This is a genomic window from Chryseobacterium sp. X308, assembly GCF_020733145.1.
GTDB classification, from domain to species: Bacteria; Bacteroidota; Bacteroidia; order Flavobacteriales; family Weeksellaceae; genus Chryseobacterium; species Chryseobacterium cupriresistens.
Window position 1 is genome coordinate 109,218 of sequence record NZ_JAJFZH010000007.1, and the last position, 26,131, is coordinate 135,348.

General features: G+C 36.9%; 26 protein-coding genes. 13 read left to right on the forward strand and 13 right to left on the reverse strand.

Translation table 11 applies throughout. The features are described from left to right. Window positions 1-128: 128 nt before the first annotated feature. The 5 genes from LIV57_RS10155 to LIV57_RS10175 all read right to left on the reverse strand — a co-directional run bounded on the left by LIV57_RS10155 (window position 129) and on the right by LIV57_RS10175 (window position 3,768). On the reverse strand, window positions 129-374 hold the full coding sequence (locus LIV57_RS10155) for a hypothetical protein (RefSeq protein WP_227942479.1): 246 nt from the start codon (window positions 372-374) through the stop codon (window positions 129-131). 199 nt (window positions 375-573) lie between these two features. Continuing rightward, window positions 574-1,170, reverse strand: coding sequence for a Crp/Fnr family transcriptional regulator (locus LIV57_RS10160; protein WP_227942480.1), 597 nt, complete (start codon window positions 1,168-1,170; stop codon window positions 574-576). Between the two features lie 252 nt (window positions 1,171-1,422). After that, entirely contained in the window at window positions 1,423-1,608 is a 186-nt protein-coding gene (locus LIV57_RS10165; protein ID WP_047433500.1) for a hypothetical protein, read from the reverse strand. Window positions 1,609-1,960: 352 nt separating this feature from the next. Continuing rightward, window positions 1,961-2,323: a hypothetical protein gene (locus LIV57_RS10170; protein WP_227942481.1), complete on the reverse strand. Its 363-nt coding sequence runs from the start codon at window positions 2,321-2,323 to the stop codon at window positions 1,961-1,963. 14 nt (window positions 2,324-2,337) lie between these two features. Then, entirely contained in the window at window positions 2,338-3,768 is a 1,431-nt protein-coding gene (locus tag LIV57_RS10175) for an exodeoxyribonuclease VII large subunit (RefSeq protein ID WP_227942482.1), read from the reverse strand. A gap of 420 nt (window positions 3,769-4,188) precedes the next feature. Here LIV57_RS10175 and LIV57_RS10180 point away from each other — a divergent pair, with 420 nt between their 5' ends. Beyond that, on the forward strand, window positions 4,189-4,329 hold the full coding sequence (locus LIV57_RS10180) for a bacteriocin-like protein (RefSeq protein WP_110010354.1): 141 nt from the start codon (window positions 4,189-4,191) through the stop codon (window positions 4,327-4,329). Between the two features lie 99 nt (window positions 4,330-4,428). Here LIV57_RS10180 and LIV57_RS10185 read toward each other — a convergent pair whose 3' ends face one another. The 3 genes from LIV57_RS10185 to dinB are packed head-to-tail and all read right to left on the reverse strand — an operon-like array spanning window position 4,429 to window position 9,285. Next, window positions 4,429-5,037: an alpha-ketoglutarate-dependent dioxygenase AlkB family protein gene (locus LIV57_RS10185; protein ID WP_227942483.1), complete on the reverse strand. Its 609-nt coding sequence runs from the start codon at window positions 5,035-5,037 to the stop codon at window positions 4,429-4,431. Between the two features lie 29 nt (window positions 5,038-5,066). After that, on the reverse strand, window positions 5,067-8,120 hold the full coding sequence (locus LIV57_RS10190; RefSeq protein ID WP_227942484.1) for a DNA polymerase III subunit alpha: 3,054 nt from the start codon (window positions 8,118-8,120) through the stop codon (window positions 5,067-5,069). A gap of 16 nt (window positions 8,121-8,136) precedes the next feature. Further along, window positions 8,137-9,285 carry a DNA polymerase IV gene (gene dinB, locus LIV57_RS10195; RefSeq protein ID WP_227942485.1) on the reverse strand — a complete coding sequence of 383 codons (1,149 nt, stop codon included), beginning with the start codon at window positions 9,283-9,285 and terminating at the stop codon, window positions 8,137-8,139. A gap of 61 nt (window positions 9,286-9,346) precedes the next feature. Between dinB and LIV57_RS10200 the strand changes: the two genes are divergently transcribed. The 4 genes from LIV57_RS10200 (at window position 9,347) to LIV57_RS10215 (ending at window position 14,117) form a co-directional block, all read left to right on the forward strand. After that, the gene (locus tag LIV57_RS10200; protein WP_120231287.1) at window positions 9,347-10,126 is read left to right on the forward strand and encodes an XRE family transcriptional regulator; all 780 of its coding nucleotides are present in this window, start codon (window positions 9,347-9,349) and stop codon (window positions 10,124-10,126) included. A gap of 30 nt (window positions 10,127-10,156) precedes the next feature. Continuing rightward, the gene (locus LIV57_RS10205) at window positions 10,157-10,375 is read left to right on the forward strand and encodes a hypothetical protein (protein WP_120231288.1); all 219 of its coding nucleotides are present in this window, start codon (window positions 10,157-10,159) and stop codon (window positions 10,373-10,375) included. 241 nt (window positions 10,376-10,616) lie between these two features. Beyond that, window positions 10,617-12,017 (forward strand): DUF3945 domain-containing protein, encoded by a 1,401-nt coding sequence (locus LIV57_RS10210; protein WP_227942486.1) that lies wholly within the window; start codon window positions 10,617-10,619, stop codon window positions 12,015-12,017. A 24-nt stretch (window positions 12,018-12,041) separates the two neighbouring features. Further along, the gene (locus tag LIV57_RS10215; protein ID WP_227942487.1) at window positions 12,042-14,117 is read left to right on the forward strand and encodes a type IA DNA topoisomerase; all 2,076 of its coding nucleotides are present in this window, start codon (window positions 12,042-12,044) and stop codon (window positions 14,115-14,117) included. A 190-nt stretch (window positions 14,118-14,307) separates the two neighbouring features. Here the strand turns inward: LIV57_RS10215 and mobC are convergent, their stop codons facing one another. Beyond that, window positions 14,308-16,305 (reverse strand): conjugal transfer protein MobC, encoded by a 1,998-nt coding sequence (gene mobC, locus LIV57_RS10220; protein ID WP_227942563.1) that lies wholly within the window; start codon window positions 16,303-16,305, stop codon window positions 14,308-14,310. A gap of 179 nt (window positions 16,306-16,484) precedes the next feature. Between mobC and LIV57_RS10225 the strand changes: the two genes are divergently transcribed. After that, window positions 16,485-17,492 carry a YhcG family protein gene (locus tag LIV57_RS10225; protein ID WP_227942488.1) on the forward strand — a complete coding sequence of 336 codons (1,008 nt, stop codon included), beginning with the start codon at window positions 16,485-16,487 and terminating at the stop codon, window positions 17,490-17,492. An 18-nt stretch (window positions 17,493-17,510) separates the two neighbouring features. On the opposite strand, the gene mobB is transcribed toward LIV57_RS10225, so the two are convergent. Beyond that, window positions 17,511-18,833 carry a conjugal transfer protein MobB gene (gene mobB / locus LIV57_RS10230; protein WP_317259037.1) on the reverse strand — a complete coding sequence of 441 codons (1,323 nt, stop codon included), beginning with the start codon at window positions 18,831-18,833 and terminating at the stop codon, window positions 17,511-17,513. Then, entirely contained in the window at window positions 18,802-19,233 is a 432-nt protein-coding gene (gene mobA / locus LIV57_RS10235) for a conjugal transfer protein MobA (RefSeq protein ID WP_227942489.1), read from the reverse strand. Before mobA ends, mobB begins: the two co-directional genes overlap by 32 nt. 608 nt (window positions 19,234-19,841) lie before the next feature. On the opposite strand from mobA, the gene LIV57_RS10240 reads away from it, so the two are divergent. From LIV57_RS10240 to LIV57_RS10250, 3 genes are read left to right on the forward strand one after another with little or no spacing between them, the layout of a single operon-like run. Further along, entirely contained in the window at window positions 19,842-20,609 is a 768-nt protein-coding gene (locus LIV57_RS10240; RefSeq protein WP_227942490.1) for a ParA family protein, read from the forward strand. A gap of 10 nt (window positions 20,610-20,619) precedes the next feature. Then, a complete protein-coding gene (locus tag LIV57_RS10245; RefSeq protein ID WP_227942491.1) occupies window positions 20,620-21,018 on the forward strand; it encodes a DUF3408 domain-containing protein in 399 nt (132 codons plus the stop codon). Between the two features lie 2 nt (window positions 21,019-21,020). Then, on the forward strand, window positions 21,021-21,653 hold the full coding sequence (locus LIV57_RS10250; RefSeq protein WP_227942492.1) for a conjugal transfer protein TraD: 633 nt from the start codon (window positions 21,021-21,023) through the stop codon (window positions 21,651-21,653). Window positions 21,654-21,770: 117 nt separating this feature from the next. Here the strand turns inward: LIV57_RS10250 and LIV57_RS22890 are convergent, their stop codons facing one another. Together LIV57_RS22890 and LIV57_RS22970 are read right to left on the reverse strand one after the other, a co-directional pair. Then, a complete protein-coding gene (locus LIV57_RS22890) occupies window positions 21,771-21,893 on the reverse strand; it encodes a hypothetical protein (RefSeq protein WP_262908318.1) in 123 nt (40 codons plus the stop codon). 31 nt (window positions 21,894-21,924) lie between these two features. Beyond that, a complete protein-coding gene (locus LIV57_RS22970; RefSeq protein ID WP_227942493.1) occupies window positions 21,925-22,155 on the reverse strand; it encodes a DUF4238 domain-containing protein in 231 nt (76 codons plus the stop codon). A gap of 165 nt (window positions 22,156-22,320) precedes the next feature. Between LIV57_RS22970 and LIV57_RS10260 the strand changes: the two genes are divergently transcribed. From LIV57_RS10260 to LIV57_RS10275, 4 genes are read left to right on the forward strand one after another with little or no spacing between them, the layout of a single operon-like run. Then, window positions 22,321-22,626, forward strand: coding sequence for a DUF4134 domain-containing protein (locus LIV57_RS10260; RefSeq protein ID WP_227942494.1), 306 nt, complete (start codon window positions 22,321-22,323; stop codon window positions 22,624-22,626). A gap of 11 nt (window positions 22,627-22,637) precedes the next feature. Next, the gene (locus LIV57_RS10265; RefSeq protein WP_227942565.1) at window positions 22,638-22,970 is read left to right on the forward strand and encodes a DUF4133 domain-containing protein; all 333 of its coding nucleotides are present in this window, start codon (window positions 22,638-22,640) and stop codon (window positions 22,968-22,970) included. Beyond that, window positions 22,967-25,477, forward strand: a complete 2,511-nt coding sequence (locus LIV57_RS10270; RefSeq protein WP_227942495.1) for a TraG family conjugative transposon ATPase — start codon at window positions 22,967-22,969, stop codon at window positions 25,475-25,477. The genes LIV57_RS10265 and LIV57_RS10270 overlap by 4 nt, the downstream gene beginning before the upstream one ends. Before the next feature lie 21 nt (window positions 25,478-25,498). Further along, window positions 25,499-26,131, forward strand: coding sequence for a DUF4141 domain-containing protein (locus tag LIV57_RS10275; protein WP_227942496.1), 633 nt, complete (start codon window positions 25,499-25,501; stop codon window positions 26,129-26,131).

Genomic DNA, 26,131 nt, shown 5'->3' on the forward strand with positions numbered 1-26,131 from the left:
TTAGAAGTCTACTGTAAAAATAAGGAATAATACAACAGTAATGTCAACAGTATTTCTTTATTATCCAAGAGTTCATTATACTTTAGTTCCAATTACTTTCATGTATCTAAAGTAATCTGGTTCCGTAATTAATCAATAGAAACAGAATCAAATCCCGAAACTTGTAATTCATTAGGTACAGGAATGTAGGACCAGCAAATTACATCCATTTGAAAACCTCCCATGCCCTGCCATTTCTGAAGCTCAAAGTCATAATAGCCCAGATCAAAATTATCTAAATCTTTATCGTACAATAAAACAGTTCTCGAAAATTGCTCTCCTTCTACCTGGGTAGGAAATTGATCCACTGGATTAAATTTTAGTTCTTCATTCATAATTATAGTTTTTCAAATAGTAAAGATCTGTTCGAATCAAATTTAACACTATTTCCTGATTCTTTTTATTATATGGTGGAACGAATGATTGTAATCATTTAAAAACCTATGCACAGGATTATGATGATTATGATCATAGATCGTTGAAGATCTGGTAGATACTTTGGATTCACCTAACCTGGGTTACTATAAAAATACATTAATAGAAAATTGTTCTTCCATCAAGCTTCAGGATCTTTTCTTGTGCCATCTTTTTAATCGTCCGTATTACTGTTTCGACCCGTAAACCTGTCAAATTGGCAATTTGCTGCCTGGTAAGTGGAACAGGATAAGAGTAAGGATTTTGTTTTAAGGAACTATCCTTATAATAATCCATTAATGATTTTATTTTCGACATCGGGTCAGTGGATGAATTGTTGAACAGCATCACATACTTATCGAAGAGACGGTCTGACAGATGACGGAAAATTGTAAACATCAATTCTCTATTGGTACTCAACATATATAGAAAGTTGGATTTTGGTAATTTCAGAATTATGCAGTCAGTTTTAGCGATGGCATTCATCGGATAATTCTTATTGGCAAAAAGTAAAGATTCTCCAAAACTCTGACCTTCTGAGAGGATATTCAGGGTAAATTCTTTTCCATCCTCGTGATAATTATTCAGTTCTACTGTACCCTTAACAATCTGGAAATAATAATGGGGAACACTTCCCATTTCATAAATAATTTCCTTTGCGGGATAATCCTCGTAAACGGCTCCATTTTCGAGCAAAAGATTTTCATCGATGATCATATTATCTATATTTTGTTATGGTTCCAAATGAATATCTTAGCAAAAATTGGCAGTAACTTTACATACAAATTTTGGGCCATTCACATACAAAAAAGCCCTTCAATAAATGTTTCAATGACCATATGCCCAACTCCTAAAAATCAGATATCGATCTATTGGCTGCCCAAATAATTACTAAAGACGCTCCAATATCCGCACCTGTAGCTTTTTAATTTTTCAGACTGCTTCTCAATCTTCTTTAAAATAACGTATTTATGCCTCGTCTTTAGTATTTTTGACGAGACCTATCCCCGAAAAAAAGAATATCAGTCCAAGAACTCCGATCACTCCTAAAGTCGTATAGGCTGAGCTTTTATTAATCAATTCATATCCTGTATAAATCAAACCTGCGATTCCTAAAACAGTCAGTATTGTTCCAAATGTGCGTTTAACGTTCATAACAGTATTTTTTTAAAATAATAGTACTCTACAATTTTTTGCCAGTTACTTGCGCTGATATTTTTGAGATTATCAGCACAGCCTTAAAAACAGTTTTCCCCTATTCAGTTAAATGAGATATGAGGTTAAAAACTATGCTCCGAACTTTAAGGAAAGGCTGATTACTTTTCCCTCTCTTTTTTGTTTGTTAACTACCATCATATGATTAATATCCGGCAGTTAAAAAAATTGCAAAAATTAAGCCGTTTGGATAAAAATATTCTTTAACGAGTGGGAAATGCCATAATAAATCCTATTGAATTCTATTTTGTTTTTTATATATGTAAAAATCGAGTTAAAGTTCCGCTTGGAATTATGGTTGTAGACCAGAAGCATTAATAGTTAATCCCCATTTATTTTTCATATAATCATGTAATGGGGTATCCCAGAAGTAAGGAGGTGGGCAATACTCACTTATTTCCGGAAGTATCCTCTGAATCCTTTCTTCATAGATAGGATTTTCTTCAAATTTTTCTGATATCTCTGAATACTTCTCACTTATAAAACGTATAAGCTCATTATCTATGAGTATTCCTTTCTTCTTTAATTGATCCAGCTCTTTAAAAAATTCAATTACAACCTTTTTATATTGCTCATCATCAATAGTTGAAAGAGATTCAAAATTCAAATAAGTATCTATAATATTATTAATTTCTGTTATTTTAGTAGTTTCCATAATCTTATGCTGCTTTAAAATAACTTTGCCAATAAAAACCCTGTTACTAAAGCTATAACAGCTGCGATTACAATCTTTATATAATCTGTTTTACTATTTTTAACCTCTGTATTCAGTCTTACATTTTCCTGCTGTAAAGATTCTACTGCAGCCTTTAGAGAAGCTGTCTTCTCATTAATAACTGACTGTAAGTTTTTCTCATGTAAAACATTGAGTTCCTTTTTATAGCTTTCCATTTCCTGCTGTCTTAGTTTCTGCTGTTCTGAAAAACTCTTTTGTGTTTCCTGAAGCTGTTTAGCAGAAGACTCCTGAAATTTCTGGAACTCTTCAGTTCTTTTTGAAAGCTGATCTGTTAAAGTTTTTACCTGCTGGCCATGTTTTTCAGTAAGATCCTTCTTTAACTTCTCTACCTCTTCATTACGAACCTTAAGCTGCTCCGTAAAAATCTTTACCTGATTTTCAGCCTGCTCCTTAAAGTTTTTCTGTGCTTCGGTAAATTCGTCATTTTTCGTTTTAAGCTGCTTTTCTAGTGTTAACACTTGCTCTGCAAACTGTTTGCCTACATCCTTTTTAACTTCATCAATCAGTAATGCCCGGGAATTTGATTTTTCATGAGACAACTTTTCAACGATGGAGCGAAGCCCTGCTCCATAATCATGAGGAAGATGAAATCTTTTATCTGCCAGCTTATCGAGCAAAGTTTCATCTACCGTATGCCCTATTGCTGTGACTGTCACTGCTTCTATTGTAATAAACAATTCTGAAAGCTGTAAATCATTAAAAGTTTCCATACTTTGTTTGTCTCCCCCACCTCTTACCAATGCTATGATATCGTAGCCTAATGCTGAAACTTCTTCAAGTTTGGAAACAATAGAGGTCGATGAAGTAATACTGCAGGTATATTCCGAGACCTGGAAATACTTCTGGGAAACATCCAATCCTTCTGCAAAGTCTCTTTGTACAATCGCATTATTTCCATAAATGTTAGCAATTCGGATCGGTTCATCTTTCAGAATCTTTTCTCTGATCACAGTTTCCAGGTCCTTAGAACCCTTCCCAAGCTTCTTCTGGATAAGCTCATATCTCTGTAATTCTTCCTCCGAAATTGCGCGTTCTTCCTGCTGAATAATCTCATCGACTACAAAGCGAAGTTCCACAGAAGAGTTCTTAATACTTTTCTCAATATATCCTCTGAGGGTATAGATCTCATTATTTTCAATCTTACTTCTCAGTAACGCAGAAACCCGTACCCCAATAGAAATTGTATCAGATTCTGAAAATAAATTATCATAGTAATAATTTCCATAGGCCTTCCCACCACCAAAAGAGTATCTTCCCTTAAGATAAATAAGATTAACCGTTGCATTAAGTTTTAATGCATTACTAAAAAGGCCAAGTACCGATCCCGGAGAATAAACCTGATATGCCAACTCATTTCCCTGCATGTTTTTCAAACTCAAAATTAAATGACTTCAAAGGTATTGTTATTTTATTAATTTAACTTTTCAAACCTAGCATTGCTAGAATTCCCAATAATATGCATCCACATTATCAACCATTTTATTTTACAAAAATACACTCCGTAAACGACAAAACATGTCGTATTTTATCCCTAGAAAAATGGAACCCTGCCGGTTGAAGTTTTTTGATAAATTATAACAACTATTGTACTACCAGATCTGATAGAATAGAGAAAAAGTATGGGGTCAACGAATATAGTATTATTGTTAAAAAACGATCATTTCTTAGAACATCAATTTTGGAATGCAAAGTAACAAACAAGGTTTGAACGTTAAAATTCGTTAATTTAAACTATTATATAATAATTATTCTTGAGATTTGTTGTGAACATAAAATATATTAATATGAAAAATTTAAAAAAGCTTAACAAAGCAGAATTAAAAACAATTGTTGGCGGAGCAGATTGTACCAGACTATGTTTTATAAATGATAAATTAACATGCGTTCCGTATAATTCATGTGGCGGCCCTGGGCTTGAGCCATAAAAAAGAATAACCTGTTTTTCAGATACGTATTTTCAAAATACTTTCAATAACAGTAAACCATGAAAAACAGGTTATTACCTTAAAAACATCTATACACACCTAAGAATCAAGAACTAACCTGAACGTCAGATTAATCCGCTCTTTCATGGGTATTATAGATTTAGCTATCCGATGCTCCCAGTTTTCCTGCAAATCGCCTTTCATGATAAGCAGAGAACCATGCGGAAGCGGTAAACTGTACTTACTGGCATGGTGGTCTTTTTTCCTGAAATCAAGGTTCCTGGTTTGCCCAAGGCTGATAGAGGCAATCACAGGCCGTTTACCATACCGGCTTTCTTTATCTCTATGCCAGGCCACAGAATCATTATGGTCTCTGTAGAGATTTAATAAAACTCCATTAAACTTACAGTTAAACTCTTTTTCTATCCTTTCCTTGAGCAAGAACAGTTCAGGAGTCCATGGATTTCTTGCCCTTTCTTTTTTTTGAGCACCATAATCTTTTGAATCCCCATACCATGCTGTCAGCCGTGGAGTCAATATCATTTTATCATACATTTTCTGTGTACGCTGTTCCCATGACGCGGTATTGAGCAGCTTATCTTTTAACTGATCAGCTTGCTCTTTACTTAGAAAATGCTCCCTGTATTCCAAAAGATCCTTTGGAAATTCATAGAAAGCTTCTGTATCGAATAAACTTAACTGATTCATAATTCTTCTTATCAAAAATTTTACTATTGCTACTGTATCTTATGTCTTGGCAATCCAATCTCATGGGCCTGCGGATAAGGTTCTCTATAGGTCATGCTTACATCTTCCCTGATCTGCCTGTGAATATCATATTGTTTTTCTTTATCATAAGCATACCTTGGATCAGGAATCATGGGCATCTTTGCCATTTTATGAATGGTAACGGTAGGAAAATGAAAATCAACTTCCACGGTTCCAAGGAGCAGATAACATCCGCCGCCCTGAAAATCGTATTTCTTTAGACTGTCCGGAAAATGAGCGGTATCAAAATAATCTCCGTTCACATCGATCCACGTACCAAAATACATGGTGCCTTTCTTGGTAGGAACATGTTTTCTTGAAATCAGATACGCCAGCATTTTAACCTGCTGCTTATGAAACTTCAATAAATCCTTCACCAAAACAGAACCCCGGTACCGGGTCTGTAACAGATCAAAAGGGCTGTATGAAACAGGAAACCCAATGAGTTCAATTTCATCAAAGGCATCCTCAAAATGTTCCCGCTTTAATTCAGGAAGCTTAAATTCCTGAACCGGTTCTTCAATCAGCATTAGCCCTCTGTTTTCAGGCTTAAAGTTAACAAGCAGAACTCTCGCCTCAACAAGCAGTTCATTTTTAGGTTTTCCAGTAAACCGGAAGGCGCCGATAAAAATCAGGATCTGTATGGTTTCAATACCAATGGGAATACGTCTTATAAAATTCTCCAATGATGTATATACTCCGTTGGTTTTTCTTTCCTCGACAATACCGTGGGCAATTCTTGTTTCCAGCCCTTCCAAAAGCATTAATCCCAGATAGATATCCGTCCCTTTCAGTGTTGTCTGATACTCACTGTTATTAATACAGGGAACCTGGATATTTCCGCCCGACATTTTTGCTTCATGAATATAGACTTCAGTTCTATAAAAACCTCCCTGGTTATTAATCACTGACACCATAAATTCCAATGGGTAATATACCTTTAAATACAGACTCTGATAACTCTCCACCGCGTAGGATGCCGAGTGTGCTTTACAGAAAGAATACCCGGCAAAAGATTCAATCTGTCTGTATGCCTCAGCGGTCAACAGTTCCGAATGGCCCTTCTCCTTACAGGATGCAAAGAAATTATCCTTCACCTGCTGAAGCTTTTTAATCGATCTTCCTTTTCCGCTCATGGCTCTTCGTAAGATATCCCCGTCCGCTAATGATAATCCTCCAAAGTACTGGGCAATCTTAATCACATCTTCCTGATATACCATAATGCCATAGGTTTCTTTCAGATGCTCTTCAAATACCGGATGAAAATATTCAAACTGATCCGGATGGTTATGCCTGAAAATATATTCCCGCATCATTCCGCTCTGAGCCACTCCTGGGCGGATAATGGAGGAAGCGGCGACCAGTGTTCTGTAATTATCACACTTAAGTCTTCTTAAAAGACCGCGCATGGCGGGAGATTCTATATAAAAACAGCCGATGGTTCTTCCTATCGCCAGATATTCATTGGTCTTTTCTTCATCTTTTGACAGTGATGTATCGCGGATATCCACAGCGATTCCTTTTGTTTTCTTAATAAGAGCTACCGTATCATTGATGGTACCCAGTCCTCTCTGGGAAAGAATATCAAATTTTTCCAACCCGATATCTTCTGCCACATTCATATCAAACTGAACAATCGGAAAACCTTTGGGAGGCATTTCAAGTGCCGTATAACTTGTAATGGGTTCTTCAGAAATCAGAATTCCACAGGAATGCATGCTTCTCTGATTGGGAAATTTCTCCAGCAGCTTACCATACTTTTGTACCATCCGCACTACCTTGTTCCTTTCATGGTCTTCCATAGGCTTTGTCGCCAGATCATCCAATTCTTCTTTAGGAAGTCCAAACACTTTTCCCACTTCTCTGAAAATAGACCGGTATTTAAACTCCACATTGGTTCCGCAAAAGGCTACATGATCCTTTCCATACCGGTCAAAAACATACTCCAATATCGTATCCCTGTTCTGCCAGCTCCAGTCGATATCAAAATCAGGCGGAGACTTCCGGTTAAGATTTAAGAAACGTTCAAAATACAGGTCCAATTCCAAAGGACAGATGTCGGTTATTCCCAGACAATAGCTTACAATAGAATTAGCACCACTTCCCCTTCCCACATGCATAAGCCCCAAGCTGTTGCTGTAACGGATAATATCCCAGGTTATTAAAAAATAAGAACAGAAATTAAGTTCATCGATCACTTTCAGTTCTTTTTCCACTCTTAATCTGGCCATTTCATGATGAGTTCCGTATCTTTTTTCCAGTCCTGAATATGCCAGCCTGCGAAGTAATTTTACATCATCTGCTTTTGATTTTGTATAAAATTGTTTATTCTTTACCTTTTTAAAATCAAATTCAAAGCTGCATTGTGCCAGCATTGCTTTTGTTCTTGTAACAATCTCCGGATATCTTTCAAATGCCTTTGCAATCTCCTTTTCAGTCATAAAATATTCTGATTCCCTGCATATATCCCGTTTAGTGAGCTTTGACAATAAGGTATTATGATCAATGGCCCTGAGAATTTTATGCAGTTTATACTCCTCACCGGTTCTGAATGTAACAGGATGCAGAACTACCATTCTGGAAATCAGTTTCCGGTACTCAGGTCTTATCAAAAAATTCAGTTCTTCTATTCTCACCCCAACCCGTTCATTTTCCTTTAAGACTTCCGGGATATTACTCATAGGATAAACCACAAAGATATTTTCAAATTCCGGCGCTGTCTCTGAAAGTTCCTTATCGTCACAGTTATGCTGAGTAATAATGGTATTGACTTCTCTTATTCCTGAAAACTCTTTTGCAACAGCAATATAAAGAAGTTTGCCTTCCTTGCGGACCTCAACGCCCACAATAGGTTTAATACCCACCCGTTCGCATTCTTTCTTAAAATCATAAATACCGGTAACGGTATTGATATCCGTCAGTACCATTTCTGTACTCCCTGATGCATAAGCCTGCTTCACCAATTCCTCTATGGATAGGGTCCCATATCGGAGGCTGTGAAAAGAATGACAATTCAAAAACATTATTAAAAATTTAAAATTATTTTTCAAAATCAAAACCTGAAGCTCTCCCAACTGCTCCCATACCGTAGCGGTTTTTCAGATAATCCATGGTCTGATATAAATTCATCTGCTCCTCAGTATCTTCAAACAGATTCATCTGGTGATTCCCATGTACGAGGCCGGTAAAGCGCAGCCCTACCAGACGAAGTCTCATTCTTCTGGTATATACTTTATTGAATAATTCCAGAGCCACTCTTGACAGGGTATGATCTGCAGAAGTGTAAGAAACTTTGCATTGTTTGGTTTCCGTATCAAAATTGGCATACCGTATTTTTACAACCACTGTGGATGTCAGCCATTTTTCCTTTCTGAGCTGATACGCTAACTGTTCCGCCATTCCCGATATCAGTCTTTTCAGTTCTAAGACATCCGTAGTATCATTGGTAAAAGTTCTCTCTGTAGAAATGGATTTTCTTTCCGAATAAGGAACTACAGGATTTTCATCAATTCCATTGGCTTTTTTCCAAAGCTCTTTTCCGTTCACGCCGATCATCTGTTGCAATACCAACATGGGCATTTCAGATAAAGTATGAATGGTACGGATTCCAATTCTTGATAATAACTGAAAAGTTTTATCTCCCACCATCGGAATCTTTTTAATGGATAATGGATTTAAAAAAGGTTTGATCTCCAAATCTTTAATTTCCAGTCGGCCCACCGGTTTCGCTTCTCCCGTTCCTATCTTTGAAACAGTTTTATTAGCAGATAAAGCAAAGCTTATAGGAAGTCCTGTTTCTTTGGTAACAGCTGCCGCAATTTCCTGGGTCCACTGATAGCAACCGAAAAATTTATCCATACCTGAAAGATCCAGATAAAATTCATCAATACTCGCCTTTTCCATTACCGGAACTCTTTCCTGGATAATTTCAGTCACAGTATGAGATAAATTGGAATACAGCTCATGGTCTCCCCGGATGACTTTCGCATCAGGGCACAACCGGACTGCCATTCGGATCGGCATGGCAGAACGGACTCCAAATTTCCTTGCTTCATAGGAGCATGATGCTACCACTCCACGGTCACCTCCGCCAATAATCAGGGGAATTCCGTCAAGCTGAGAATTATTACGTCTCTCGCAGGATACAAAGAATGTATCCAGATCCATATGTACAATCGCCCGGTTCACGTCACAAAATTAGATACTATATGTATCATTTTTCATATATTTGCAGATACAATTTGTATCAATGTCAATTTTTTCAGATAACATCAGGTTTTTAAGAACTCAGAAAAAATTATCCCAGCAGGAACTGGCGGATAAAATTTTGCTGAGCAGGGTCCGGTATTCAAAATATGAGGACGGGCGTTCGGAAGCCCCCTACGAAATACTGATCAGAATTTCAAAGTATTTCAATTTAAGTATTGATCTTCTTTTGACAGTGGATATCAGGAAATATCCTTTAGAAGATGTATTGAGACTTCCGGATAATAGAATTGTTCTACCAGTTGTCGTTGATCAATTAGGTAACAACAGTATTGAAATTGTTCCCCAAAAAGCCTCCATGGGATATTTATCAGGATACAGTGATCCTGAATATATTGAAAGCTTACAGAGAATTTCACTACCCTTTCTGACCAACGGAAAATACAGAGCGTTTCCGGCAAAAGGCGATTCCATGCCGCCCTTTAAAGACGGTTCTTACATTGTCGGGAAATATATAGAAAATATAAAGGATTTAAAGTCCGGCAAAAGTTATGTTTTCGTCACCCTGAATGATGGTATCTCTTATAAAAGACTTATCTCTTTGAATGAAAAATCAATAACCGTAGCAGCTGACAATTCATTTTATACACCTTATGATATTCCTTTCGGAGAAATCGTTGAAGTATGGCAGTATGCTTCTGGAATATTTCCTGAAGATTTTGAACCTGAGCTTTTTGAAAACTATAATGTGAAGGAAATACTGCTTGGGATTCAAAAAGATATCCGGATACTTGATGAAAAGTTTTCAAAAAAATTAGATTAAAATAATTTACACTATCCCATTATTATAACTATGAATATCTCCTATTACGATTTTCAGAATTTAACCGATCGCCAGACACAATATGAACTTGTACTAACTCATGGACGCATCATCAGTGAAAGAATGGTTTCCCAATCAAGATATGTTTTGTATGAAATTTCAAATTTTTCGGTAGAGCTGATCTATGACAACATGCATAATAAAATTATTGGTATGAATCTTTTTGAAAAGCACTCCAGTTATAGATAAAAATCCTGTTTTATCAATAATAAAACAGGACAAAAAACACAAATGATGAAAAAAAAAACGTCTCGATCGAGACGGCGTAAAATTAATTATTTTTACCATAGTAGCAACAAAAAGCTGTTAAAAAATTAATGTCTTATTGGTATTTTCCAGACAATCCCAGCCAAATATCCCCATCTACTTCCACTTTTAACTTTTCCTATCCAATAGGTCTAACTTCGATGTTAAATCAATACTTAACATCATGGAAGATATAGCAAATACCCAAAATCCTGATCCTGCATTAATTAATACTCTGCTGGTTTTAAACCCTAAGACCAACAAAATAGAAGTGGTAAAAACTGTTGATGAAAAAGGTGATCTGAAAACAGTATCCAATACCCGGAAAAACCAGAATCAGTTTTTAAAAATTGATAAGCAGGGCGATTTATTTTCCAACTTTTTTTCCAATTTCCTCAGCCAGCTCAAAAACCCTACTTCATTTAATTTTTTTACCTCTCCTCTCAAAGAATCTGAAAAAATTGGAAAACAGATTGAGCATTACCTCAAGCATTCAAGCAGTAAAGGTGAAGAATTTCTGAAGACCTATAAAATAGTAACCCCAAACACCATTACAATGAGTACAAATCCATCATCAGAAAAAGAATATCAGTACTCCCAGGATCAGATCGACTGGGATATGATGTCAAAATTTGGGCTGACGCAGGAAAAATTAGAAAAAGCCAATGCCCTGGAACCCATGCTAAGAGGATTCAAAACCAATGGTCTCGTTCCCATCAGTCTTAATCTCGGAACAGCGCTTATCCGGATAGACGCCCGTCTTTCACTCAGCACTAATGATGCCGGCAATGTCATGATCAATCTCCACGGCATCAGAAAAGAACCTAATTTCAATTTTAAGTTTCTAGGTCATGAATTTACTGCTGAAGACCGTAAAAATCTAATGGAAACCGGAAATATGGGACGTGTTGTAGATCTTGTCAATCCAAAGACTGATGAAATCATTCCTTCCCTTATCAGCAGAGACCGGCTGACTAATGAACTTGTTGCCTATCGAGCGGAGTACATGAAAGTTCCTGATGAAATCAAGGGTGTTAGATTAGATGAAGCCCAAAAGCAGACGCTTATAGAGGGCAAAGCATTATATCTGGAAGGGATGATCTCTACTAAAGGGGAACCTTTCAATGCCCATGTCCAGTTTAATGCTGATAAAAAGTATGTTGAATTTCTTTTTGATCAAAAGCAGATTCAGCAACAATCTCAAACCCATACACAGACAGAGATACCAAGATCATTCAGAGGCAAAGAATTAAGTGACGAGCAGTATAGTCAGTTTAAAGCAGGCCAAACGATTTATCTCGACGGATTGCTGGATAAAAAGAATCAGCCCTATCAGGGATATATCACTCTTAATAAGGAGAACGGAAAAATCGATTTCTCATTTCAGAATCCTGATAAAATCCAACATAAGGCAAAGCCTACTGAGGAGCATACAACCCAGACAGTAGTGAATTCAGAAGGCAAGACCAACGAAGCCACCAAGCATTTAAAGAAGCCTCTACAAAAGGGTCAGCAGGCACCTAAAGACAAAAGACAGCAGTTAAAACAGGACAAAGCTCAGTTGCGCGCTAGAAAACGCCTATAATACCCACTTCAATTAATAATCATTATGAAAGCAGTATTAGCAGAAAAGCCAAGTGTTGCCAGAGAAATAGCAATGGTTTTGGGAGCAACAGAAAAGAAAGATGGATATCTGACCGGTAATGGCTATGCCGTTACCTGGGCTTTTGGCCATTTGATTACACTCGGGATGCCAGAAGATTATGGCATTTCAGCTTGTAAAAAGCAGACTTTACCTATTTTACCTGACCCTTTTAAACTAACCATCAGAAAAGTAAGAAAAGAAAAACAACTGATAACTGATCCTGGCGTATCCAAACAGCTAAAAATCATAGAAAAATTGTTTACATCATGCAGCAGTATTATTGTTGCTACAGACTCAGGAAGAGAAGGGGAACTGATCTTCCGGTACATCTATGAGTATTTGAACTGTACCCTGCCATTTGAAAGATTATGGATCAGTTCACTCACTGAAAAAGCCATTAGGCACGGTTTTCAAAATCTGAAGCCGGGTCACCTATATGATGGATTATTCCATGCTGCTCAGTGCAGAAACAGAGCCGACTGGTTATTAGATATTAACACGACCCAGGCACTAACTATAGCAGCAGATGACGGGTTATATTCACTTGGAAGGGTCCAGACTCCCACTTTAGCTTTACTCTGCAAACGTTATAGAGAATATAAAGAGTTCACAAGCCAGCAATACTGGCAGATTGAGCTTATGCATCAAAAAGATTTTGTGGAGTTCAAAAGTCTTGGAGTACTCAAATTCAGCGATAAAAAACAAGCTGAGGACTTTGTAAAATCACTGGAAAGAAACAGGACTAAAGCAACAGTCACTGCGATTACTTCACACCCCATAACAGAACATGCTCCTCTTCTGTTTGACTTAACCGGCCTTCAGAAGGAAGCTAATAAAAGATTCAGCTTCAGTGCTGAGCGAACACTCGATATTGCCCAAAGCCTTTATGAAAAAAGGTTCATTACCTATCCACGTACGGGCAGCCAATATATTTCAGAAGATCTATGGCCGGACATTCCAGATCTCATAAGAGTACTGCAGGAATGGGAACCTTATAAAACCGCAGCAAGGATAATCCCATGGGGAAACTTCAATAAAAGCATTGTCAAGAATGCTAAAGTTACCGATCATCACGGGCTGCTTACCACAGAAAAAATACCTTCAGTACTTACTTCAGAAGAAAAGGTGATATATGATCTGATTGCTTTTCGATTATTTGAGGCCGTCTCACCGCCATGTGTCAAAGAGATCACAGAAATCAGTTTACAGGTACTTCACTATGATTTTACAGCTAAGGGACAAAAGATATTACAAACAGGCTGGCGCCATGTCAACGGCAATTTTTCTGAAGGTATCGAAGAAATCCGGCAATTTCCTGAGTTAAAAGAAGAAATGGATCTAAAGATTAAAATGTTTGCTGTTCTGGAAAAGAAAACGCAGCCTCCCAGCCTTTATACCGAAGGAACCTTGCTTTCTGCAATGGAAAATGCAGGCAAAAATATTGAAGAAACAGGGCAGCGAAAATATGTAAAGAATATCGGAATCGGCACTCCTGCCACGCGTGCCTCTACTATTGAGACACTGCTTGACAGTGGGTATATCAGAAGGCAAAAGAAACTGCTTATTCCTACTGATAAAGGCTTACAGGTATATGATTTAGTTAAGGATAAAAAAATTGCGGACGTTTCTATGACTGCAGAATGGGAACAGTCCATGGAGGATATTGAGAATAATGAATTGGGTGCTGCTGAATTTCAAAAGAACATTGAAAACTACACGATGACGATCACGGAAGAATTACTGCAGATAAAAATTGAAAGAACTCATCTTCCCGGTATTGTATGTCCCAAATGTAAAACCCAGTCATTGATGATTGATGATCGTGTTATAAAATGTCCTGATACGTATTGTAACTGGTATCAATTCCGAAATATCTGCGGAACCCTGATCGAAACAGCCGACATTGAAAGACTTGTCGAAAACGGGAGAACCGCATTAATCAAGGGTATGAAAAGCAGATCAGGTAAAACTTTTAATGCCCATATCATCCTTAACGAAAAAGCTGAAAGTTCATTTGAATTTGAACAAAAAAGACGATAAAGCAGCTCAATACTATCGATTTTCTAATCTCACAACTCTTATAAAAGCAAACTTAATTAACAATATAACGCATAGACACAGTAAATCGGAAAAGAGAATCATTTGTTTTAAATTTGCACTCGATTCTCATGTTTAATTTGAGTTTTCATGGTTATTAGTTTTTTATCCCCGGTCTCCGGGGATTTTTACTTTATTTTTTGGGTATTAAATGCTGTAACTCAGGATCGGCTTTAATACGCTTCATTTCATTTTCAATAATCTCTACCATATCAAGCTTCACTTTTTTATAGTTCTCTTCAATAATTGATGTGAACCGGTCTTCTCCACTATCATTTACAAATGATAAAATCTCTGGTATCCGCTGATAAAATTTAGTTTCTTCAGCTACTTTCTCATTATCCACTACGATTTCTGCATGAAACATTTTCTGTTCAATTCTTTCATCAAAATTATCAGATACAGCTCCTACAAACATTCCCTGGCTTAATGTTGAGATTTTGGAAGCCGGTATCAAGCTGTCCAGCTGGGTAGATATGGAAGTAGATTTATCATTTCTGTTGATGGTTATGCTTTGCCTTTTCTGCAAAATCTTTCCAAAACGCTCTGAAAGATTTTTTGCGGTATCTCCGACTACCTGTCCGCTGAATATATTGCCTACTGTATTCTGAATCACTTTACTTTCTTTGTCTCCGTAATCTCTGATCAGCTGAGAAAAATCCTGAAATCCTAAGCAGACAGCTACTTTATTGCTTCTTGCGGTTGCAATCAGATTATCCAATCCCCGGAAATAAATCGTAGGCAATTCATCAATAATCACTGAACTCTTTAGTTGTCCTTTTTTATTGATGAGTTTTACGATTCTGGAATTGTACAAACCCAGTGCTGCTGAATAGATATTCTGCCGATCCGGGTTATTCCCTACACATAATATTTTCGGTTCTTTCGGATTGTTGATATCCAATGAAAAATCATCTCCGGTCATGACCCAATATAGCTGAGGAGATATCATTCGTGATAAAGGAATCTTAGCAGAGGCGATCTGCCCCTGAAGCTGGTCTTGTGCGCCACCTTGCCACGCGTCCATGAAAGGGGAAAGATAATTCTCAAGATCAGTATAAGAAGTTAATATTGTGAAAACATCAGAGTATTTTTTATTGAGTAATTCAATGGCATGCGGAAAAGTGCAGTATTTACCATTTTCATATATTTTCAGGAACCAGATAATAGCAGCTAAAAGAATAATGGGGGATTCCACGAAGAAGTCTCCTTGCTTTTGAATCCAGGTTCTGTTTAAATTGAGCATGATGGTGTAAGCTGCTTCATAGGCATCTGAAATATCCGTCATAAAGTCAGGATTTAAAGGATTGCACCGATGGCTTCTTCGGGGATCATCAAAATTAATGACATAAAATTTCGGTTTTACTTTGTATTTATCCTGATGTTTCAATACATGATTATAAGCAATTGTTGAAAGATCATCAAACTTAAAATCATAGATGTACATGGAGAACCCCTTCTCAATCTGCTGTTTGATATAATTATTAACAATGGCGTATGATTTCCCTGAACCTGGTGTCCCCAGGACAATGGTTGCCCTGAATGGGTTAACAATATTAATCCAGCCTTGATTCCATTTTCCTTTATAATAGAATTTAGTGGGAAGGTTAACAGAATATTCATTTTCCATCAGTTGGGTTTCCTGCATAAAACTTTCATTCTCATTATTGAATACATCATCCATCAGGTTATGTTTTAACAAACGGCTCATCCATACCCCTGATACCATTAGGAGGATATATCCTACTGACATTGAAATCGTATATAAAAGAATGCCTGCCCCGCCCCATTTCAGCAAAATAGTATTCAAGAAAAACAACACCGTTCCTACTGCCATGAAGCCGATAATCCGAGGCCAGGTTATCTTCTCGTCTTTTACTCCTTTTGTTCCCAGGCAGCTTAGAGAGAGTAATACAATGCTAAAAACTTTTGTATAGAGACAGTGAGAGAACAACCCTGCCGTTCTTTGGAAATTCAGCAGTATTCTGTTGATAACTTCCAATGTCCATCCTTTTTCATGAAAAAATGGATAACAATACCAGTAATAATGCATCAGTACCATTAAAATACTGACGGTACGCATAAAAGCCATAATTTTAGCTAAGCCCCGTAGATCATCTTCACCCTGCATATCATTTATTTTTAGAGTTAGGATGATGAATTTATCGGGTAACAGAAGTCTGCTTTCTACACTGGCAGTGTCAGGCATTATAAGGAAGCATTTGGCACAGTATCGAAATTTATTTTCTCATGAATCATAGCAGTTGTTGACCAAGGAATTTTTTACATTTGTCTTATAACAAAATATCAATGAAACCTGTACAATCAAAATACACTGAATTACTGGACAGTATCGGATCCGCTATTGAGGTTGCAAGACAAAATGCGGTCAAGGCAGTTAATACTGAACTGGTGAAAGCCAACTGGGAAATTGGCAGGCATATCGTGGAATACGAGCAGCATGGTGAGGAACGTGCAGAATACGGAAGTAACTTACTGGCAACACTTTCCAAAGATCTGAGGCAGCGTTACGGCAAAGGATTTGGCAGGCGTAATATTTTAGATATGCGCAGATTTTATCTGACCTATCAAAAATGGCAGGCAGTGCCTGCCAAATTAAGCTGGACTCATCTGGTTACTTTGCTGGGCATTTCTGATGATACGGCAAGGAAGTTCTATGAAAAACAGGCAGTACTGGAAAATTGGGGCTACCGTGAACTGGAAAGGCAGATCAACTCTTCCCTTTTTGAAAGACTGGCATTGAGCAAAGATAAAAAGGGCGTACTGCAACTGGCGGAAAAAGGTCATATCGTAACCGATTCCACAGAGGCTATAAAAGATCCGTATGTCCTGGACTTTCTCAAATTACCTCAAAGTCATCGTGTTACCGAAAAAGCATTGGAACAGAAGATTATTGACAATCTGCAGATGTTTCTTTTAGAACTGGGAAAGGGTTTTACATTTGTCGGAAGACAGTATAAGATATCACTTCGTAACAGGCATTTTTATATTGATCTTGTATTCTACCACCGTATCTTAAAATGTTTTGTGCTGATTGATTTAAAAATAAAACAGGTTGAGCACAATGATATAGGACAAATGAATTTATATCTGAACTACTTTAAATCTGAAGAAAATGTTGTGGATGATAATGAGCCTATAGGCATTATCCTTTCTGCGGAAAAAGATGAAGTATTGGTGGAATATGCAACAGGTGGTATTTCTAATAAAATATTTGTTTCCAAATACCAGTTGTATTTACCTGATAAAAAGGAATTACAGCAAAAAGTACAGGCAATTATGCAAAAAGAAGGCTAAGGGTAAGAAATCATCAGATTATCTTTTTCTTTTCTTTTTCCACTTTCGCATTTGCTGTGAAAAAATTCGTTCTTCATCGTCTTCTCTCTGCACCGTTGGCAACAATCCGGGAAATGAGTCCATTGATTCAGTGTCACGTAAATCATCATTGTCATTATTTAAAAATCCAAATAAGGGATGAAGTTGAAGGGATAAAAATTGATTTGTTGGGAGTGATTCAGCTTCTGCCTGCTTTGCATCAGAGGATTTATTTAAATGCTCCTGGTTCTTCCATAAATCATTAAAAACAGCAGCGGAATATTCTTTTCCCAAATTTGAACCATTCCATACTGTTCGGGTGTTATGATCGATAAACGTAATTCCATAAATCCGTCCACCTTCATTTCTGCGGATTACCGTATTAACACCCACAGACTTTAAATTCTCCACAAAATCTTTTTCATGATGACTCACTTTGAGGGCATTATCAATCCAGCCCTTTATTTCAGTTTTATTCGATTGAAGAATAGATTCTTTACTTTTTAAAAAATGAGACTCCAGTGCAGGTAAGAGTGCAGCTTTTCCAATGCTTGAAGCTTTCAATGGGTTTCCAATTTTATGTTTGTTTGTATCCAATGCAAAATACACCAACCCCCGCTGTGGTTTTCCATGCAATTCGCCTTCAATTTTTTCAACTGCTATATTGAAAAGTGAAAGCAGCGCATTGTACTCTCCAAGTGTTTTAAAGGAATACACATCAGCTATATTCCTGATGACGGAGGCGATCTGATGTTTAATATTTCCAGTCTGATAATCAACCGGTTTGAAAACCAGGTTGTTTTTCACATTCTGCCTTTCTGCAGCTGGCCATAAATCATAGGTATTTTCGAGTTGTCTGCACATATTCATCGACCGCCTTTTCTCAAATCGATCTGATATTTTCCTGCCATTTTCATCAACACATACAGACACAATATGAATATGGATACGGTCGATATCAGTGTGTTTAAAAACCATGTAAGGCTGTTCACCGTACCCCATTCCATTCATATACTCTTCTGCCATCTTCACAAAATCCTTATCACTGACCTTATCATTCGGATCTGGATTAAGCGATATATGTAAAGTATGTTTTTCCGTTTTTTGATTGGCAGCCAGATAAGGATCGAAAGATCTCAAGAGTTGGGGTATAGTATATTTCCCATCTGTGGATTCCACCATTTTATTCATCAACAAAATTTGTCCTTGTCCCTTTTCCACCTTATGATGATTATAGGCTAAGGCACCGTATAAATTACTGCTTCTGCCAATTTTTACAATCATTGAACCATCATTTTTCTCTATTCCCGTTAGTAAATTCATTAGCCAATTCAATAATTTTCCGGCATAAAGCTGAAAGCTCAGCAGTATGTTTCTCCAATAGAAACAGAAATGCCGCAGCTTTTTTTTCGGTAAAATGAGTATATAATAACTTAACTACCTGATTGTAATTCACGCCCACTGCTCTGAACTGGGAATAAAAGGAAGTCAGCCTCATGTAAAAATCAACAGTACCTTTATCAATTTTTACTGTTTTTATTTCTTTTGAAAACAATACGGAAGTTATAAATTTAGCTTTATTATCTATTCCAGAGGCTTCAAATAAAGACAGAAATTTGCTATTATCTTCATCATCCAGCCGAAAAACATACCGGTGATTACAAGGGTTTATCTTTGGCTTTCGCCCACCTTTACCTCTCTTATTATTTTTCTGATCATTCATTAGATTTCCATTTAAAGTTTATAAACCTCGACTTCGGAGAGTGTTTCAAAGCTCCCGGCAGGGCAAGTTGTTTTGAGGCACAAAAAACAGTTATGAGGCACTCAAAACACAACTTGCCGTGTTCAGGGGAACACCCTATTTACCATATCACAAAAAATATTGTAACAAGCGATCAACATCTTTCAGATGTTGTAATAAACACCAACTCTTCTTAAAATTGTAAACAACAAGGTAAACAGAAACAACCGGATATCTACAATATTTCCCCCTTCCAATAACTGCCAAATAACACCAGGTACCACCTGAAGATCAGCACTGGTTTTGAAAACTCTTTCCTTTACAGCAACACATAAAGTTGATGATGAAACGGGTAAATTATAAAAATGTAAAGTTTTAAAACTATAAAAGCGTAAAAGCAGAAAAGCAGTTAGAGATATTCAAAAAAAGGTATTCTCTCAGCAAAGCAGTTGTAGATATACCCTGTAAAAATGATGTAAATGTATACATCTTTAGAATTTTAAGATAATACAGGAGTACCCCTACATATAAATCAACTTATACAGATTCTTACCATTCAACATTATAAAACAACAATAAATACATGCATCATGAAAGCAACAAAAAAAACTTTAAAAGTAAGTTTCTCCACTCAAAAAGGAGGTGTGGGAAAATCGACGATTACCATATTACTTGCCGGCGTATTACATTACCGCCTGGGATACAATGTTTTAGTCATGGATTGTGATTTTCCACAATACAGCCTAAGCAATATGAGGGAACGTGATAAAAAAGCAATTATGCTCAACGAGTACCATAAGAAGGCTGCTATGAAACAATTCCAACTGATCAATAAGAAAGCATATCCGATTATACGCTGTAAGGCAGAAAATGCAATAGAAGAAGCTACCCGATATATTAAACAAACTACCATAGTTCCGGATATTATCTTTTATGATCTGCCTGGTACCGCCAATACCAAAGGGGTGCTGACGACCTTGAAATCAATGGATTTTATTTTTGCTCCCATGACTGCTGACCGTTTGGTTGTAGAAAGTACGTTAGGATTTACCAAAGCTTTTATGGCGCTTCCTTCCGGTGAGCATGATTTTTCGCAACAAGCGTTATGGCTATTCTGGAATCAGATTGATGGTCGGGAAAAGACCGGGTTATACGAAATCTACGAAAAAGCGATTGCGACTCTTCAGATGAATATAATGGATACGCGAATCATGGACAGTAAACGATTTCGTAAGGAATCCGACCATATCGGAAACAGTATTTTCAGATCAACACTGTTACCAGCAGACTATACGCTTTTAAAAGTGACAAGAATGGATCTGTTTATTGAAGAGTTTCTAAGAATCACAAATCTATAAAACCCAAAAGATGGCTACAAACAATGAGAACAACGATTTAGAAAAGGCTACTGTTGATGAAGAGTATTTAATGCAGGTCATCAGTGGTGAACAAACGGCTCTTGACGAACAAAATCATACAACCAAACCAGCTGTTCAAAAGTCCAAAGAAAAAGCAAAAACCAATTCTTTTAAAAAACTGAACTATGAAAAGACCTTTTTAACCAATCGCTTTCCTTCAGGAAGGAATGGTAAAGTGGTCTACATACGCCCCGAGTATCATGAAATATTATTGCGGATTGTACAGCTTTCCAGAGAAGAAAGGACAACTCTCTATTCCTATATTGACAATATTCTTGAACAGCATTTTCTGGAATATGGAAACGAGATTACGGAGTATTTTAACAATCACTTTAAACCCATTTTATAACTATGGAGACTCTCATCATTATTTGTCTTCTGATCATAATTCTGCTATTACTCCATGACAAAATTATCCGAAAACAATCCCATTGTCACAAAACTGAAGACCAAGCAAATAATAAAAAGCAACTCAATATTATGGGTGAAGCAAAAACTTCACTCCATTCTATGACAATGACTTCCTCTGAAAGACAAGAAAATGAACTTGGTTTTGATCCCTCTAATTTAGACATAGAATATGATATCAGCGAAAATATCAGTCTATTAAATCCGCAGGAAGAGCCGGAATATGGTTTTAATAATGAACCTGATTTTATTGAAGAGGAAGAAGAATGGAAAAAGTATAGAATAATCGGTGAGGATAACAGTTTAGCCCAAGGGATTACCTTTGAAGAACTGAGCTCTGTGGAGATGTTTGTGAAACAAAATAGTTTTACCTTATCTCAAAAGGAAACAGCAGCAGCGATCGTTCAAAAAACTTATGGAACCGAATTATATACCTTACTTGAGAATTCTATGGAAAATGATTCCCATAAAATAGCATTACTATTAGATAATTCTTTTAACAATGAAGGAATATCCGGTTCTTCCGATATGCGGAAAAGCGATCTCAATGATTTTGAAATAGGGAAATTCATTTGAAGTTCCCTATTTTCTTTATAAAGCACTAAACTATTTGATCAAAAACAGCTTTTTGTAAAAAATGAAGATCACCTTTTTCTGCCATTATTTTCTGATCTGGGTCAGTTGGACGTATCGCTAACCCAATTGTTCTATAGGAATATCTTTAACAAGATTTTTAGCAATATCATCAACTTTTGGAACTCTCCACTTTGTTAAATTAGCCAAATAAATCATCCATGTAAGTTCTCTACCGCTCATCTGCTGACTTTTTAAAATTTTTGTTAAAGTTTTAGACAGTAAAGTATCTACTTCTCATACATCCTTTCGATATTATCCCCATATTCCCATTTATATCAAAAAGATTCCTGCCATCTTCAAAGAAAATAGCTTTAGGACTTTGCATCTTACTGATAATTCTTTTGGATTCTTTGTTATATACCCACAACATATTGTTTTCATCACTAAAATTCTTATTCAGGAATTTGGGTATGTAGTGATGTCTCTTTGATTGTTCTTTCATGGTTAAGTACTATTTTTTGAAAGTAATCAAAATATTCTTTATAAAGCATTATAGAGCCAAACAATTCCTGAAAACACCAAATTCCCAGGTGGCAACCCCATACCAAACACCTTTGTCTCAGAACCCGTAAAGCACGGGTTTTCATCATCATAAAATCTATTCATTATGAAAAGACAAAGAAAAAAAATCGTCTTAACAGCATTGCTTCTGTTAATCGGATTGAGTATGAATGCCCAGGGAAATGGTTCTGCAGGAATCACTGAAGCAACTCAAATGGTTACTTCCTATTTTGACCCTGCAACGAAACTGATTTATGCCATTGGTGCGGTAGTAGGCTTAATTGGAGGGGTCAAGGTTTACAACAAATTCAGCAGTGGTGACCCTGATACCAGTAAAACTGCTGCCAGCTGGTTTGGAGCGTGTATCTTCTTAATTGTTGCAGCTACCATCCTACGTTCATTCTTCCTTTAAAATCATTGATGATGAATACCTATCATATCAACAAAGGAATCGGAAGAACGGTAGAGTTCAAAGGATTGAAAGCACAGTACCTGTTCATTTTTGCAGGAGGATTATTGGGAATACTTGTATTTATCATGATCATGTATATGGCTGGTGTCAATACCTATATCTGCTTACTTCTTGGAGGAACTATTTCTGGTCTTCTCATTTGGAAGACCTTTTCTCTCAACAGAAAGTATGGAGAACATGGATTAATGAAATTGGGAGCAAAAAAGAAGCATCCAAGGTACATCATCAGCCGAAAATCCATTTTCAGGTATATCAAGATACACTCTAAAAAAGCTGTAGCATGAGAAATCAATCCAAAGCGACAACGCTGGAAAGCAGATTTCCACTGCTAGGTGTAGAAGAGAACTGCATTATTTCAAAAGATGCTGATGTTACGGTTTGTTTCAAGGTAAGTCTTCCGGAACTGTTTACGGTAGCGTCAGCTGAGTATGAAGCTATCCATTCGGCTTGGTTTAAAGCCATAAAGACATTACCTGATTACAGCATCGTTCACAAACAGGATTGGTTTATTAAGGAAAATTACCGTCCTGATTTATCTAATGACGATCAAAATTTTCTGTCCAAGTCTTTTGAAAGGCACTTTAACGAAAGACCTTTCCTGAATCATTATTGCTATCTGTTTCTTAACAAAACTACAAAGGAAAGGATGAGAACACAGAGTAATTTCTCGTCACTTTGTAAAGGAGTTTTGATTCCAAAAGAGATCAGGGATAAAGAAGTGATCAGCAGATTCATGGAAGCGGTTGATCAGTTTGAAAGGATTATGAATGACAGTGGATATGTTTTCCTTGAAAAAATGACCGCTGATGAAATTACGGGAACAGCAAAACAATCGGGATTGTTAGAACAGTATCTGACTCTGTCCAGAGAAATTAATCCATCTCTCCAAGACCTCAACTTAGGAGCAGAAGAATTGCGTATCGGTAACAACCGCATCAGCATGCACACTCTTTCGGATACGGATGATCTTCCGGGTACAGTTTCTTCGCACAGCAGATACGAAAAGTTAAGCACCGACAGAAGTGACTGCTTGCTCTCATTTGCATCTCCGGTTGGACTGCTACTCAGCTGTAATCACATCTACAATCAATATCTGTTTATTGATAACAGTGATGAAAACCTAAACAAATTTGAAAAGTCTGCGAGAAATATGCATTCGTTGGCAAGATACAGCAGAGCCAATCAGATTAACAAGGAATGGATTGAAAAGTATCTCAATGAAGCGCATTCTTTCGGACTACAGTCTATACGTGCCCATTTCAATATTATGTGTTGGTCTGATAATCCTGCTGAGCTTAAACAGCTAAAAAATGATACCGGAAGTGCCTTGGCACTGATGGAATGTAAACCCCGTCATAACACAACAGATACTGCAACATTGTACTGGGCAGGAATTCCCGGGAATGCAGGAGATTTTCCGAGTGAAGAAAGTTTCTACACGTTTATAGAACCTGCCTTATGTTTTTTCACTGAAGAAACCAATTATCAGGATTCCCCTTCACCTTTTGGGATAAAGATGGCAGACCGATTGACGGGAAAACCTATCCATCTGGATATTTCAGATCTTCCGATGAAACAGGGAATCATTACCAATCGAAACAAGTTCATTTTGGGACCTTCGGGGAGTGGGAAGTCTTTTTTTACCAACCATATGGTGAGGCAGTATTATGAGCAGGGAGCCCATGTTCTGTTGGTCGACACCGGAAATTCCTATCAGGGGTTATGCGAACTGATCAAAGGTAAAACAAAGGGTGAAGATGGAGTTTACTTTACTTATACAGAAGACAATCCGATTGCTTTCAATCCATTCTATACTGATGATGGAGTTTTTGATATAGAAAAACGGGAAAGCATCAAAACACTTATTCTCACACTATGGAAAAGAGATGATGAACCGCCAACCCGCTCCGAAGAAGTTGCTTTATCCAATGCATTCAGCGGCTATATTGATCGAATCAAAAATAATGAGCAGTTCCCTTCATTTAATGGCTTTTACGAGTATGTAAAAAATGATTATCAAAAAGTATTAGAGCAAAAAAAAGTCAGGGAAAAAGACTTTGATATTGCCAACTTTCTGAATGTTTTAGAGCCTTATTATAAAGGCGGAGAATATGATTACTTATTGAATTCAGAAAAGCAATTAGATCTTCTTTCTAAGCGATTTATCGTTTTTGAAATTGATGCGATCAAGGATCATAAAATCCTTTTTCCCATTGTAACCATTATCATCATGGAAGTTTTCATTAACAAAATGCGAAGACTGAAAGGAATCAGAAAACTGATCCTGATTGAAGAAGCCTGGAAGGCAATTGCTAAAGAAGGAATGGCTGAGTACATCAAATACCTCTTCAAAACTGTAAGAAAATTCTTTGGAGAAGCCATTGTCGTTACACAAGAGGTGGATGACATCATTCATTCTCCCATTGTTAAGGAAAGCATCATCAACAATTCAGACTGTAAGATCCTTTTGGATCAGCGGAAATACATGAACAAGTTTGATGATATTCAGTCTATGCTGGGTCTTACAGACAAAGAAAAAGCACAGGTTCTTTCCATCAATATGAATAATGATCCGAAAAGACTGTATAAAGAAGTCTGGATCGGATTAGGAGGAACGCACTCTGCTGTATATGCCACGGAAGTTTCCACAGAAGAATATCTGGCCTATACCACAGAAGAAACGGAGAAAATGGAAGTCATGCAATTGGCTTCTGAACTTGATGGCAATTTAGAGCATGCCATCAAGAGGATTTCTCTTAAGAGAATCAAATCGAATACAAAAGAAACTTAAATCATTTAAAATTTTACAACAATGAAAAATTCAATCATTACAACAGTTATGGTTATTGTATTAGCTATAACATCATTTGCAAAAGCACAATTTGTGGTTACGGATCCGGCTAATCTGGCTTCAGGAATACTCAACTCCGCCAATGAAATTGTACAGACCTCATCGACTGTTTCGAATGTAGTTAAGAACTTCAATGAAGTTAAAAAGGTTTATGAGCAGGGTAAGGAATATTATGACAAACTGAAAGCAGTAAACAATTTAGTAAAAGATGCCCGTAAAGTTCAGCAGACTGTTTTATTGGTGGGTGATGTTTCCGAAATGTATGTCAATAATTTCGGAAAGATGCTGAATGATCCCAATTTCAATGCTCAGGAGTTAACCGCTATCGCTAACGGTTACTCAACACTATTGAACGAAAGCACTGAACTGCTTAAAGAACTAAAACAGATTGTCACCTCTACCAATCTATCATTGAATGATAAGGAAAGAATGGAAATTATTGACAGAGTATATAAAGAGGTGAAAGATTATCACAATCTGGTAAGATATTACACCAATAAGAATATCTCTGTCAGTTATCTGAGAGCTAAAAAGCAGAACAATACGCAGAGAGTTCTAAACCTGTATGGTACCGTTAATCAAAAATACTGGTAA